Here is a 12,785-nt window from a genome sequence, read left to right as displayed (position 1 = left end):
TCATCCCGACGTTAAAAACCGGGAACCCCTTTTCACTGGCGACAGCGTTAAGTTCATTAAGGATGGTGGCGTTCTTGCCTGCCTGGCTGTTTTCCATCATCAGTGCAATTTTCATTCATTCTCTCCTGCATCGTTTCGCGGTAAAAGTAATTGCCTCATATTTTACGCCATGGAAAACATAGATTCAATTTTTATGAAATCAGGTTTTATAAACTAAAAAGGGAGTCACACTTTTGCCGTTGCGAAAACTGGCGCACGATCCAGCGGCTTTTCTCCGCATTGCTGGATGGCTGGCGCGGTACCATACTGCGATCAGCCATTTATGCCGAGTGAGCCATGAAAAAAACCCTCCCTGTCGCCATCGTACTCCTTCTTAGCGCCTGCACCGTTCACCGCCAGGCCAGCGTCAGCGATGTCGATGCCAACAGCGGTATCGTTCGCCTCAACTATGGCGAGGCGATACTGCAGTCCGCCACCACCGATAGCTACGTCGCCAACGGTATGGCCACCAGACAATGCCAGCAAATGGGTTATGCAACCGCATTCGCCTACGGCCAACCTGAAGCAACCTGCACAACGATAAGCGGTTCGCTGTGCCTCAATCACAACATCACCTTACAATACCAGTGCCGCGGGATGGCGGTGACGCCGATGACCAGCACCAATAGTTACTGGTAATTTTACAGCCGGTATATATTGCCGGCTGTAAATATAATTATTCTCATTTTATTATTTTAATAGCTGCAATGCGTGTTATTCCCATTTGCATTTAACACATTTTGTTTTTCATTTTACCTTTTGCAAATAAAACAATAACAAATTATAGTGACCCCTTAATTTCATCACCTTTTATTCTGGAGCACTATCATGCTGAAAGCTGAAATGATTGAAAAACTGAATGAGCAGATGAACCTTGAGCTTTATTCTTCCCTGCTTTATCAGCAGATGAGCGCATGGTGCAGCTACCACAGTTTTGAAGGTGCTGCCGCGTTTCTGCGCCGTCATGCGCAGGAAGAGATGACCCACATGCAGCGCCTGTTCGCCTACCTGAGCGATACCGGAAACCTGCCGCGGATTAATACGGTTCCCACGCCGTTTGCTGAATATGATTCTCTGGATGCGCTGTTCCGCTCCACCTATGAACATGAACAGTTAATTACCCAGAAAATAAATGAACTGGCGCACGTTGCCATGACCAGCCAGGATTATCCGACCTTTAATTTCCTGCAGTGGTACGTAGCCGAACAGCATGAAGAAGAGAAGCTGTTTAAATCTGTTATCGATAAGCTGACGCTGGCCGGTAAAAGCGGCGAGGGTCTTTATTTTATCGATAAAGAACTGTCGACCCTCGATACACAAAACTGATTTTCTCTGGGGCGGCATTTTTATGCCGCCCCGTTTAATGACGACAGATTTTTTCCTGCGTCGTCGTGAACCCTGCATCAACAGGGATAAATTTGCCTTTCCGCTGTAAAAAACCGACCAACTCTCCTGCCGACATATTTTCCGCCGAACAGGTATGAAACCGCGCTGCGGCCCCGAACTGCGCCACAATCGCCGCTTCCAGGCTTGCCACCGAGTAAGACTCCCCCGAGGCAATCATCATTTGCAATACCTCGTGACCATGAATTGAAGACATCTGCACCTCCGTAAATAAAAACCACCATAACATGCATCACAAATGCGCATTTTGCGCTGGCGCAGGTTTTATCACGCCACACGGTGTAAAGATATCATTACACAACCTGTAATTATGATTTGACGAAAACAGTGATTTAACATACTCTGCGCGGCATATTTTGTTGTGGTTATCCAATGAGACAGAGGGATCCGTGAAGAACCGCACCGTTGGTAGTATTTTAATCGTTGCCGGTACCACGATAGGCGCAGGGATGCTGGCAATGCCGCTGGCCTCCGCAGGCGTCGGTTTTGGTGTCACCCTGGCGTTACTGTTTTGTCTGTGGGCGCTGATGTGTTACACCGCCCTGCTGCTGCTGGAAGTATATCAGCACGTTCCTGCCGATACAGGGTTAGGGTCGCTTGCGCAGCGTTATCTTGGCCGTTACGGCCAGTGGGTGACCGGGTTCAGCATGCTTTTCTTGATGTATGCTCTGACGGCGGCCTACATCAGCGGCGCAGGTGAACTGCTTGCCTCAAGCCTGAACCAGTGGCTAAACGCCAGCTTATCGCCCGCCGCCGGGGTGTCTATCTTTACCGCCGTGGGCGGCGCGGTCATCTGCGTCGGCACGTTCCTCGTCGATCTGTTCAACCGCTTTCTTTTCAGCGCCAAGATTATCTTTCTGGTGGTTATGCTGGCGCTGCTACTGCCCCATATCCACCAGGCCAATCTGCTGACGCTGCCGCTACAGCAGGGGCTGGCGCTGTCGGCCATTCCGGTTATTTTTACCTCATTTGGCTTCCACGGCAGCGTGCCGAGCATTATCAGCTATATGAACGGCGACGTGCGTAAACTGCGCCGGGTGTTCGTGGTCGGCAGTTTTATTCCGCTGGTCGCCTACATTTTCTGGCAACTTGCGACGCTCGGCAGTATCGACTCGCCGGTGTTCAGCGCCCTGCTCAGCAATCATGCCGGACTCAACGGTCTGCTGCAGGCGATTCGCGAGGTCGTCGCCTCGCCGCACGTTGAGCTGGCGGTGCACCTTTTTGCCGATCTGGCGCTAGCCACCTCATTCCTCGGCGTAGCGCTGGGATTATTTGACTATCTGGCCGACCTGTTCCAGCGTAAAAATTCCGCGGGTGGACGCATGCAGACCGGGGTGATTACCTTTCTGCCGCCGCTGGCCTTCGCCCTGTTTTATCCGCAAGGATTCGTCATGGCGCTGGGATACGCGGGTGTCGCTCTCGCCGTACTGGCGCTGATCGTTCCGTCGCTGCTGGCGATGAAGAGCCGTCAATTGCATCCTGACACGGCATGGCGCGTCGCGGGGGGGAAACCGGCGCTCTGGCTGGTGTTATTTTGCGGTATTGCAGTGATTGCGATTCAGGCAGCCATCGCAACCGGACTGCTGCCTGCCGTCGGCTAAGTTGACGTGATAAAAGCAAACGGCCCCATCGCGGGGCCGTTTTTCATTTCAGGCAACAGTTTTTATATTTCTTACCGCTACCGCACGGACACGGATCGTTGCGCCCGACTTTGTTGTCATTTTTCACCGGCACCTTTACCGGCGCCGCCTGCGGGTTCGCCATCCAGTGCTGGTACAGCGACAGCGCCGCCGGAGTGATGGCGTCAACGCTTGCCACATACTCATCCGCAGAAAGCGCTTCCAGGCGCGGGAACTGCGCCTCATCGCCGTGCAGAGCAATGGCGTCAAGCGCGGGCTGCAGGTCAGCGGGAAGCGTTGACCAGTCGCACAGACCTACGCCGCGCATATAGCCGTAACACCACTCTTCGACGATCGTAATATCCTGCCCTTCTTCCTCGCGGGTGCCGAAAAGCGGCTCAAACTGATCCGGGTAATCGCTCAGACGCTCGGCCACATCGTCCATATGTTGAAGCGTCAGGTTAACAAAACGATCCCGCTCGCGATCGTTAGCCCAGCGCGGAACATGCTCCGCCCCGCCCCACAGCGACAGCAACCACTCCGCGGGTTCGATATCATAAGGCGCACAGAGAATTGCGGTGAGCATACCGTCGAGCTCGGAGACATCCATTATAGAATGGTCGTTGCCGTAGCGGGCCAGCACATCGTCCAGCCATTCGAGTTCACTTTCGTTAAGGGGTCCGGTTTTCATAAAACGTCTCAGTCAGGAGGTCAAACACGCCGCGATGATCGCATTTGCACGGATATAAAAGCAATGTTTGTACAAAAACAAAAAAACCACCCGAAGGTGGTTTCACGACACTGCTTATTGCTTTGATTATTCTGCTTTTTCCCACTGGTACCCGGAGCGGGACTTGAACCCGCACAGCGCGAACGCCGAGGGATTTTAAATCCCTTGTGTCTACCGATTCCACCATCCGGGCTCGGGAAGAAAGTGGAGGCGCGTTCCGGAGTCGAACCGGACTAGACGGATTTGCAATCCGCTACATAACCGCTTTGCTAACGCGCCAATTTGCTACTGCACCCGCAATTGCCGATGCTTTAAACTGGAGCGGGAAACGAGACTCGAACTCGCGACCCCGACCTTGGCAAGGTCGTGCTCTACCAACTGAGCTATTCCCGCATTGTCAGGTGACTTGTTTAATCACTTGATTTTATTACCGTCTGGCAATCTGTACTGCCGTTCGATGCGTTGCATTCTACTTACCTGGCGCACTGAGTCAACGATATTTTTCGCAACTCAGGATCGTTTGCTGAAATTTGCGGCGAAACGATCACTGATCAAGCAAATCACCACGCGCCGCGTTGAGATATTGGATCATCGACCACAGCGTCAGCACCGCCGCCACGAAGAACAGACCGATCCCCGCCCACTCAACCCAGGCGTTTGGACGCCACAGCATCCAGACCAGCGCCGTCATCTGCGCCGTGGTTTTGACTTTACCAATCCAGGAGACCGCCACACTGCTGCGCTTACCGAGCTCAGCCATCCACTCGCGCAGTGCGGAAATGATAATTTCACGGGCGATCATGGTGGCGGCTGGCAGCGTAACCCACCAACTGTGGTAGTGCTCCGCCACCAGCACCATCGCTATTGCCACCATCACCTTATCCGCGACCGGGTCGAGGAAGGCGCCAAAGCGGGTGCTCTGGTTCCAGCGACGCGCCAGATAGCCGTCAAACCAGTCTGTGACCGCAGCAATGAAGAAAATCAGCGCGCAGAGGAACGGCGCCCAGGTGAACGGGAGATAAAACGCCAGCACAAAAAACGGAATCAGGATGACGCGAAAAAGGGTAAGCAACGTAGGGATATTAAATTGCATGGCGACGGTAACTGTCTGTTGTCTGTGAATATTAGCCCTATGTTGCTACAGAGCCCCTAATGTTTCAACGAGTAGAAGATCTTTTCTGCCAGCCCGTGGGAAATGCCTGGCACTTTTGCGATCTCCTCGACACTCGCTTTCTGCAAACCCTGCAACCCACCCATATATTTCAGTAGCATCTGGCGGCGCTTCGGCCCGACGCCTTCAATGGTTTCAAGGGTGCTGGTGCTTTTGACTTTTGCCCGTTTTTTACGGTGCCCGCTAATCGCGTGATCGTGCGATTCATCGCGAATATGCTGGATAACGTGCAGCGCCGGGGAATCCGGCGGCAGGCTAAAGCCCTCGCCCTCCGGTTCCAGGAACAGCGTCTCCAGCCCCGCTTTGCGGTCGCTGCCTTTCGCCACGCCCAACAGCAACGGGTGATGTTTGTCCCAGGGCACGTCAAGTTCGGCAAAAACCTGTTTCGCCTGCCCCAGTTGCCCTTTCCCGCCATCAATCAAAATGACGTCAGGGATTTTGCTTTCTTCAATCGCTTTGCCATAGCGACGACGCAGCACCTGATTCATGGCCGCATAGTCATCGCCTGGCGTAATGCCGGTAATATTGTAGCGTCGATACTCTGCGCGCAACGGACCATTACTGTCGAATACAACGCACGACGCGACGGTCTGCTCGCCCATGGTATGGCTGATATCGAAACACTCCATGCGCTTCACGTCCGGCATGTTCAGGATTGTCGCCAGTGCGTTCAGCCGTTGGCTGATGGTGGATTGCTGCGACAGTTTCGTCACCAGCGCGGTGGCGGCGTTAGTGCGCGCCAGCTTCAGATACCGGGCACGGTCGCCGCGCGGTTTGGTCTGCACGTTAATACGGCGTCCCGCCAGCTCCGACAGCGATTCCGCCAGCAGCGTCTTATCGCCAAGATTAAAATCAAGGAGGATTTCCCCTGGCAGCGTGCGCACCTGGCTGCCCTGCAGGTAAAACTGCCCGACAAAGGTTTCCACCACTTCGCCAAGCTCAGTGCCGCCCGGCACTTTCGGGAAGTAGCTACGGCTGCCCAACACCTTGCCCTGGCGAATAAACAGCACATGAACGCAGGCCATACCCGCATCAAAGGCAACGCCGATCACATCCAGATCGTCGCCCGCATTTGAAACAAACTGTTTTTCGGTGACCCGACGCACCGCCTGAATCTGGTCACGCAGGCGCGCCGCTTCTTCAAAGGCCAGCGCCTGGCTCGCCTTCTCCATCTTCGCCACCAGTTGATTGACCACCTGCTCATCTTTCCCGGCCAGGAACAGCCGCACATATTCAACCTGCTGCGCGTACTCCTCTTCGCTAACCAGCCCGGCGACGCAGGGCCCCAGGCAGCGGCCTATCTGGTACTGCAGGCAGGGACGAGAGCGATTGCGGTAAACGCTGTTCTCACACTGGCGGACCGGGAAGATTTTCTGCAGCAGCGCCAGCGTCTCCCGCACGGCGTAACCATTCGGGAAAGGACCGAAGTACTCGCCTTTGGCATGCTTTGCCCCACGATGCATCGCCAGCCGGGGGTGCGTATCGCCGCTAAGGAAAATAAAAGGATAGGATTTATCATCGCGCAGCAGAACGTTATAGCGCGGCTGGTAAAGCTTTATGTAGTTGTGTTCGAGCAGCAGCGCTTCCGTTTCGGTGTGCGTAACGGTCACGTCGATTTGCGCAATCTGCGCGACCAGCGCCTCGGTTTTGCGCGACGCCAGATTGCTGCGAAAATAACTCGAAAGGCGTTTCTTCAGGTCTTTGGCTTTACCGACATAAATAACCGTACCGCCAGCGTCATACATACGGTAGACGCCAGGCTGGCTGGTCACGGTTTTTAAAAACGCCTTTGAATCAAAAACATCACTCACTGACTTGCTAACGACTCCGCATTACATAGACCATGACGAATGGCCAGGTGCGTCAGCTCGACATCGCCATGAATGTTTAATTTGCTAAACATTCGGTAGCGGTAGCTGTTCACCGTTTTCGGACTGAGATTCAGCTGTTCAGAGATCTCGTTGACCTTCTGGCCTTTGGTGATCATCAGCATAATCTGCAATTCGCGTTCAGACAAACTGGCAAACGGGGATTCTGTTTTTTCAGGCTCAATCTGGCTTAACGCCATCTGTTGAGCGATATCAGAGGCGATGTAACGCTGCCCGGCAAAAACGGAACGGATGGCATTCACCACTTCCTGGGGCGCGGCGCCTTTACTCAGGTAACCGGCCGCACCAGCCTGCATCACTTTCGCGGGTAGTGGGTTTTCCGTATGCACGGTCAGCATGATGACTTTGGTATCAGTGGCGGAACGCGCAATCTTTCGCGTTGCCTCAAGGCCGCCGATGCCCGGCATATTCATGTCCATCAACACGACGTCCGCCGCGTTGGTGCGACACCATTTCACCGCGTCTTCGCCGCAGCAGACTTCACCGGCAACTTTAATACCCTTTATATCTTCGAGAATGCGTCGTATCCCTGCGCGCACCAGTTCGTGGTCATCAACAAGAAGGACGTTGATCAAAGGAATAATCTCCAGAATAGGGATAACGCTACTGACTCTAAATTCCCACCATATTAACGGGTTTTATCGCCATTTTAAAAGGCAAAAAATGTTGAGGTTAAGATTTTGTTCATATTTTTGGAAATCAGAATGTACAACAGCTGGAAACTACCGGGAAGCAGGCCGTTACCGTAGCGGCTATTCGATGATTTGATCGACAAAAACTTACCAAAAGCATGAAAAATTACACAGATGATAAATACGAAATCCAATGTGTAACAATAATTAACTGAGCAAAAACCTCTTTTCTACAAATTGACTTTTCGACCTGCCGTTGAATGATATATTATTCGCCAGCCAGCTCGGAGCAGCGAACAAAAATCAGACACTCCTTTTTTTCCATCAGCTTGTGGTATACTGCGCGACCTTTACTATGGCTACCGCGCGTTTGCGCAAAAATCAAACGAGGAAATAGATGAGTACACCTGATTTCTCCACTGCTGAAAATAATCAACAGCTCTCCCAGGAAGTCTCCTGCCTGAAAGCAATGCTGACGCTCATGCTGCAGGCAATGGGGCAGGCAGATGCCGGTCGCGTGATTATTAAAATGGAAAAACAAATCTCGCAGATGGAAGATGAAGCTCAGGCGGCCGTATTTTCCAGCACCGTTAAGCAAATTAAACAAGCCTATCGCCAGTGATTCGCTGCCGGCTGCGCTATGCAGCCGGTTTTACCTCAGACGCGCAATACTGCCGTTTCCTCAGATAAGTCCCGTCGCCACCGCATAGCAAGCAACCTGCGTCTTGTTGGGCGCATTAAATTTCTTCTGCATATTCTTCTGATGAAAATTCACCGTATTCTCAGAAATAGATAAAATGATCGAAATTTCTGCCGATGTTTTTCCTTCCGCAGTCCACTTAAGGATTTCCAGCTCCCGCTTGCTGAATTTCATCTCCGGCGTCAGCACCGCTGAGTCGTCAAGGCGCAGCAACGCCGCCATACTGAATTCGGCCAGCATCTGCAGACGCATTTGCGTATCGTCCTCCGCCAGCGAGTCTTTTTGCCCCCCCTCGCGTGAGACGGACAAGAAGCCCAGCGCGCGATTCGGCAGTATCAGGCACTGCGTGACGCCTTTGCGCAAACCGTGGTCGCGAGCGGCATCCCAGAAAGCCTGCGCATCCTGAAATAAACGGTCGCTCCAGGGTAAATAACCGTATCGATAATTCTCCGGCTTCAGCACCGGATCGATAGCGAAATAGTTTTCGGCCTGGTATTGCGCAATCCATGCCCGTGGATACGTTGTTTGCAATGAAATTTTGGGGCGCGTAAATGGCACCGGATGCCGGACGCACAATGCATACCAGTCATATTCCAGCATTTCAGTTTGCTGTTGCAAAATGGAATATATCTCTTCGCCTGACGCGGCTAACTGAAATTTTTGCAGCACATCCTGACGCCAGCTGAAAAAGTCGATGTCCCTCATATCTGACGAGAAAACCTCTGATTGATAATCATTATTATGAATACAAACAAATTAACACATAAATCTTATTTATATGTATAAAATATCATAGCGAGAGAAAATAGTCTGAAATGTCGATGTATCCCCGCTGTTCACAGAGGAGAACATAATGCGCGAATATGCACAAACCACGGCATGTTATTCAAGGCTCTGGCAGGCGTTTGATTCCTCCCCGGCGCCGGACGTTCACTTTCTTTCCCCTGGCGCCCTGCCGTCATGCTATGCCGTCAGCGACTTCGCTGCCGCCTCCATGGCGCTGGTCGGCGTCTGGCTTGCCCGACTGAACCAAACCCATGCGGCGCCAGCCATAGACCGTCGTCTGGCCTCCTTCTGGTTTCAGGGCAGCGTGACGCCACTCAACCATCCTACCCCCTCGCTGTGGGACCCGCTGACCGGGGATTATCAAACCGCGGATGGCTGGATAAGACTTCATACTAACGCCGCGCACCACCGGCAGTCCGTGGCGTCCGTGCTGGGTAAACATGCGGAGAAATCTACGCTCGCGCCGCTAGTTCGGCAGTGGCGCGCCGAAGCGCTGGAGCAGGCTGTGGTCGATGCCGGGGGATGTGCCGCCGCCATGCGAACCAACGCGCAGTGGCAAACACACCCGCAGGGAGCATCGGTGATACAGGAACCGCTGCTGCACGAGCGCTATACCGTACCGGGCCGACCGTTCCGTGGGGCACTCTCTCCTGCGCGCCCACTGCTGGGCGTCAGGGTGCTGGATTTGACGCGAATTATTGCCGGTCCGGTCGCCAGCCGAATGCTGGCCGGGCTCGGGGCCGACGTCCTGCGTATCGACCCGCCGGGCTGGGCGGAGCCCGCTCTGGAAGAGGAGGTCACGCCCGGCAAGCGCTGCGCCCGATTGAACCTGCGCCAGGAGATTGATAAACAGACCTTATATGAGATCCTCCGTCAAGCGGATGTCATCGTACATGGCTACCGCGCTGACGCCCTGGAGGCGCTGGGGCTGGATGCCGTGGCGCGTCAGCATCTTTCTCCGGGTATCATCGACGTCTCGCTGAACGCCTGGGGATGGACTGGCCCGTGGCGCAATCGCCGCGGTTTCGACAGTCTGGTGCAGATGGCTTGCGGCATTGCCGCCGCCGGACAGCAATGGCAGCGGTCGGACCGCCCATTTCCGCTGCCGGTACAGGCGCTGGACCATGCGACCGGCTATCTGATGGCCGCAGCAGTACTGAAAGGCCTCCATGTCCGCCAGACCACGGGTCAGGGTTATCAGGCGCGGTTCTCGCTTGCCCGAACGGCGCTTGAACTGATGCGCTGGCCCGCAACAGCGCAACCTGAATTCGCGCCACGAAATAAGCACGATGAAAACCCGGCGCTGGAATGGTCTGCTTTTGGCCTTGCGCAACGCCTGCGGTTTCCGCTGTGGCTGTCAGGAACGCCGGTGCTGTGGTCGCGGCCGCCGGCGCCGTTAGGCACCGACGAACCACGCTGGCTTACTGCATGAGGAATTTTTCGAGGAACTGGCGGGTGCGGGGCTGCTGCGGATTGGAGAACAGCGCTTTCGCCTCCCCCTGCTCGACGATGCGCCCCTGATCCATAAAAATGGCACGGTCTGCCACGTCGCGGGCAAAACTCATTTCATGGGTCACGATGACCATGGTGCGTTTTTCCTGCGCCAACTGACGAATCGTATTGAGAACCTCGCCCACCAGCTCAGGATCCAACGCCGAGGTTGGTTCATCGAACAGAATAACGTCAGGACGCATCGCCAGCGCGCGGGCGATCGCCACACGTTGCTGCTGACCGCCGGAGAGGCGTCTGGGGTAACTCCCCTCTTTCCCGGACAACCCCACCTTCGAAAGCAGTTCGCGCGCCCGCGTGGTCGCTTCCGCCTTGTTTTCGCCTTTAACGATAACCGGCCCTTCGATAATGTTCTCCAGCACCGTGCGATGCGGGAACAGGTTGAAGTTCTGGAAGACAAAGCCTACGTGCTGACGCAAACGGCGAATCTGTCCCTTTTGCTGGGTAAGCGGCTTCGCCGTGTCGATGGTAATCTCACCAACGCGAATGGTGCCGCTGTCCGGCTGTTCCAGCAGGTTGATACTGCGCAGCAGCGTCGTTTTCCCGGACCCGCTTGGCCCGATAATCGCCACCACCTCCCCCTCTTTCACTTCAAGATCGATACCGTGCAGCACCGTCTGCCCGTGAAAGATTTTTACCAGGTTTTTAACGTCAATGGCGCTCATTTCGGCTCCCTCTCCTGGCGGTTAAGCTGGTTTTCAAAATAGTTCTGCAGCGCGGACAGCACCGTCGCCATTACCCAGTAAATCAGCGATGCCGCCAGATACATGGTGAACACCTCCAGGGTCCGCGAGGTAATCAGTTGCGCCTGGCGGAACAGTTCCGGCACCTGAATGGTGGCCGCCAGCGACGTATCCTTCACCAGACTGATAAAGCTGTTGGACAGCGGCGGGAGCGCAACGCGCGCCGCCTGCGGCAGAATAGCGCGACGCAGCGTCTGCCACGGCGTCATACCGATACTGGCGGCCGCTTCCCACTGTCCCTTATCAATAGAGGAGATCGCCGCACGCAGGGTTTCAGAGGTATATGCCGCCGTGTTCAGCGACAGGCCGATCATCGCCGCCGGAATCGGGTCCAGCTCAATGCCGAACTGCGGCAGACCGTAGTAAATCATAAACAGCTGTGCAATCAGCGGCGTACCGCGAAAAATAGAGATATAAAAACGCGCCAGCCAGCGCACCGGCCAGACCGGCGACATGCGCATCAGCGCCAGCATAAAACCCAACAGCAGGCCAAAGAACATCCCGCCAACGCTGAGCTGCAGCGTAAATACCGCGCCTTTAAGCAGGTAAGGCGCGGATTCTAACATCAGGTGAATACTTTCGTGCATTATCGTGATTCTTATCAGACGTGAGGATGATAGGCGAACAGCGCTGGCGCCCCGCCGGTATGAACGAACAGGATCGGGCCGTCATCCTTAAAGCGTTTCTGAGTGATGCCGTCGATCAGCCCGGCCATCGCCTTACCAGTGTACACCGGGTCGAGCAGGATACCTTCAAGACTCGCCAGCAGCTTCACCGCCTCCATTCCCTCGTCATTCGGCGTGCCGTAACCTGGGGCGAAATAGTCATCCCAAAGAATAATGTCCGCTTTCGCCTGCAACGCCAGGCTTTCCGCGACGGCCTGTTGTAGCGTGACCACCTTCGGCTTTTGCTCTGCCACCTTACGCGACACCGTTACGCCGATAAGCTCAACGTCCGGCATCAGTTGCTCCAGGCCGACCGCCAACCCCGCATGCGTCCCGGCGCTGCCGGAGGCCACCACGACGGAAGAGAGCGTCACCGCCCCCTCGCACTGTTGGGCAATTTCCAGCGCGCTTTCCACGTAGCCCAGCGCGCCAAGCGCGTTGGAACCGCCGACCGGGATCACATACGGCCGGAACCCCTGCGCTTCAAGACGGGTCGCCAGCGCTTCCAGTTGACGATTCGGATCGCTCAACGCGTCGCACATTTCCACTTTGGCATTCAGCAGGTCGAGCAGCAGGCGGTTGCCGTTGCTAAGATAGTTTTCCGCGTGGGTGCCGATGGGGTTTTCCAGTAACGCAACGCAGTGCAGCCCCAGTTTCGCCGCCACCGCCGCCGTCTGGCGCACATGGTTAGACTGGATAGCCCCCGCAGTGACCAGGGTATCAGCGCCTTCGCGCAGCGCATCCGCCGCCAGGAACTCCAGTTTGCGCAGCTTATTGCCGCCCATCGCCATCGGCGTGACGTCGTCACGTTTAATAAAAATATCGCGGCCAAGATAGTCGGACAGGCGCGGCAGGTACTCCAGCGGCGTCGGTGCGCCAATAAATTCAAGGCGAGGAA

The 12,785-nt window shown here is 55.0% G+C and carries 14 protein-coding genes, 3 tRNA genes and 1 pseudogene; 5 read left to right on the top strand and 13 right to left on the bottom strand.

Annotation, left to right across the window (positions count from 1 at the left end; translation table 11 throughout):
- Nucleotides 1-115 (bottom strand): annotated as a pseudogene (locus JO226_RS15075) (hypothetical protein); the annotation flags it as partial.
- 221 nt (nt 116-336) lie between these two features.
- Here JO226_RS15075 and yecR point away from each other — a divergent pair.
- Nucleotides 337-678 (top strand): YecR family lipoprotein, encoded by a 342-nt coding sequence (gene yecR / locus JO226_RS15070; RefSeq protein WP_293602358.1) that lies wholly within the window; start codon nt 337-339, stop codon nt 676-678.
- Between the two features lie 189 nt (nt 679-867).
- Nucleotides 868-1,365 carry a non-heme ferritin gene (gene ftnA / locus JO226_RS15065; protein ID WP_293602357.1) on the top strand — a complete coding sequence of 166 codons (498 nt, stop codon included), beginning with the start codon at nt 868-870 and terminating at the stop codon, nt 1,363-1,365.
- Nucleotides 1,366-1,399: 34 nt separating this feature from the next.
- On the opposite strand, the gene JO226_RS15060 is transcribed toward ftnA, so the two are convergent.
- The gene (locus JO226_RS15060; RefSeq protein WP_293602356.1) at nt 1,400-1,639 is read right to left on the bottom strand and encodes a YecH family metal-binding protein; all 240 of its coding nucleotides are present in this window, start codon (nt 1,637-1,639) and stop codon (nt 1,400-1,402) included.
- Nucleotides 1,640-1,832: 193 nt separating this feature from the next.
- On the opposite strand from JO226_RS15060, the gene tyrP reads away from it, so the two are divergent.
- Complete coding sequence (gene tyrP, locus JO226_RS15055; RefSeq protein ID WP_293602355.1) at nt 1,833-3,044, top strand: tyrosine transporter TyrP; 1,212 nt, start codon at nt 1,833-1,835, stop codon at nt 3,042-3,044.
- 43 nt (nt 3,045-3,087) lie between these two features.
- Here the strand turns inward: tyrP and JO226_RS15050 are convergent, their stop codons facing one another.
- From JO226_RS15050 to uvrY, 7 genes are all read right to left on the bottom strand, one after another.
- Complete coding sequence (locus JO226_RS15050; protein ID WP_293602354.1) at nt 3,088-3,753, bottom strand: YecA family protein; 666 nt, start codon at nt 3,751-3,753, stop codon at nt 3,088-3,090.
- Between the two features lie 145 nt (nt 3,754-3,898).
- A tRNA-Leu gene (locus JO226_RS15045) sits at nt 3,899-3,985 on the bottom strand.
- 12 nt (nt 3,986-3,997) lie between these two features.
- Nucleotides 3,998-4,071, bottom strand: a tRNA-Cys gene (locus JO226_RS15040).
- 38 nt (nt 4,072-4,109) lie between these two features.
- A tRNA-Gly gene (locus JO226_RS15035) sits at nt 4,110-4,185 on the bottom strand.
- 151 nt (nt 4,186-4,336) lie between these two features.
- On the bottom strand, nt 4,337-4,885 hold the full coding sequence (gene pgsA, locus JO226_RS15030) for a CDP-diacylglycerol--glycerol-3-phosphate 3-phosphatidyltransferase (protein ID WP_293602353.1): 549 nt from the start codon (nt 4,883-4,885) through the stop codon (nt 4,337-4,339).
- 56 nt (nt 4,886-4,941) lie between these two features.
- Complete coding sequence (gene uvrC / locus JO226_RS15025; protein ID WP_293602352.1) at nt 4,942-6,774, bottom strand: excinuclease ABC subunit UvrC; 1,833 nt, start codon at nt 6,772-6,774, stop codon at nt 4,942-4,944.
- Nucleotides 6,771-7,427 (bottom strand): UvrY/SirA/GacA family response regulator transcription factor, encoded by a 657-nt coding sequence (uvrY, locus tag JO226_RS15020; protein WP_293602351.1) that lies wholly within the window; start codon nt 7,425-7,427, stop codon nt 6,771-6,773. Before uvrY ends, uvrC begins: the two co-directional genes overlap by 4 nt.
- Before the next feature lie 454 nt (nt 7,428-7,881).
- On the opposite strand from uvrY, the gene JO226_RS15015 reads away from it, so the two are divergent.
- Nucleotides 7,882-8,106, top strand: coding sequence for a DUF2594 family protein (locus JO226_RS15015; RefSeq protein ID WP_293602350.1), 225 nt, complete (start codon nt 7,882-7,884; stop codon nt 8,104-8,106).
- 60 nt (nt 8,107-8,166) lie between these two features.
- On the opposite strand, the gene sdiA is transcribed toward JO226_RS15015, so the two are convergent.
- On the bottom strand, nt 8,167-8,889 hold the full coding sequence (sdiA, locus tag JO226_RS15010; protein ID WP_293602349.1) for a transcriptional regulator SdiA: 723 nt from the start codon (nt 8,887-8,889) through the stop codon (nt 8,167-8,169).
- Between the two features lie 148 nt (nt 8,890-9,037).
- Between sdiA and JO226_RS15005 the strand changes: the two genes are divergently transcribed.
- Complete coding sequence (locus tag JO226_RS15005) at nt 9,038-10,402, top strand: CoA transferase (RefSeq protein ID WP_293602348.1); 1,365 nt, start codon at nt 9,038-9,040, stop codon at nt 10,400-10,402.
- On the opposite strand, the gene tcyN is transcribed toward JO226_RS15005, so the two are convergent.
- From tcyN to dcyD, 3 genes are all read right to left on the bottom strand, one after another.
- Entirely contained in the window at nt 10,392-11,144 is a 753-nt protein-coding gene (gene tcyN, locus JO226_RS15000) for an L-cystine ABC transporter ATP-binding protein TcyN (protein WP_293602347.1), read from the bottom strand. The genes JO226_RS15005 and tcyN overlap by 11 nt on opposite strands.
- Nucleotides 11,141-11,809, bottom strand: a complete 669-nt coding sequence (gene tcyL, locus JO226_RS14995; protein ID WP_293602346.1) for a cystine ABC transporter permease — start codon at nt 11,807-11,809, stop codon at nt 11,141-11,143. Before tcyL ends, tcyN begins: the two co-directional genes overlap by 4 nt.
- Nucleotides 11,810-11,823: 14 nt before the next feature.
- Nucleotides 11,824-12,785, bottom strand: a 962-nt coding sequence (dcyD, locus tag JO226_RS14990; protein WP_293602345.1) for a D-cysteine desulfhydrase, incomplete at its 5' end; no start/stop codon positions are given.

It is taken from the genome of Pluralibacter sp., from assembly GCF_019237635.1.
GTDB lineage: Bacteria > Pseudomonadota > Gammaproteobacteria > Enterobacterales > Enterobacteriaceae > Enterobacter_B.
This window is presented reverse-complemented; position numbering and strand designations above follow the sequence as displayed.

What these genes read in the sequence shown, in the direction of transcription:
- tcyL (WP_293602346.1), bottom strand. Translation starts at nt 11,809, where the DNA reads ATGCACGAAAGTATTCACCTGATGTTAGAATCCGCGCCTTACCTGCTT.
- JO226_RS15060 (WP_293602356.1), bottom strand. Translation starts at nt 1,639, where the DNA reads ATGTCTTCAATTCATGGTCACGAGGTATTGCAAATGATGATTGCCTCG.
- JO226_RS15005 (WP_293602348.1), top strand. Translation starts at nt 9,038, where the DNA reads ATGCGCGAATATGCACAAACCACGGCATGTTATTCAAGGCTCTGGCAG.
- sdiA (WP_293602349.1), bottom strand. Translation starts at nt 8,889, where the DNA reads ATGAGGGACATCGACTTTTTCAGCTGGCGTCAGGATGTGCTGCAAAAA.
- JO226_RS15015 (WP_293602350.1), top strand. Translation starts at nt 7,882, where the DNA reads ATGAGTACACCTGATTTCTCCACTGCTGAAAATAATCAACAGCTCTCC.
- JO226_RS15050 (WP_293602354.1), bottom strand. Translation starts at nt 3,753, where the DNA reads ATGAAAACCGGACCCCTTAACGAAAGTGAACTCGAATGGCTGGACGAT.
- pgsA (WP_293602353.1), bottom strand. Translation starts at nt 4,885, where the DNA reads ATGCAATTTAATATCCCTACGTTGCTTACCCTTTTTCGCGTCATCCTG.
- ftnA (WP_293602357.1), top strand. Translation starts at nt 868, where the DNA reads ATGCTGAAAGCTGAAATGATTGAAAAACTGAATGAGCAGATGAACCTT.
- yecR (WP_293602358.1), top strand. Translation starts at nt 337, where the DNA reads ATGAAAAAAACCCTCCCTGTCGCCATCGTACTCCTTCTTAGCGCCTGC.
- tcyN (WP_293602347.1), bottom strand. Translation starts at nt 11,144, where the DNA reads ATGAGCGCCATTGACGTTAAAAACCTGGTAAAAATCTTTCACGGGCAG.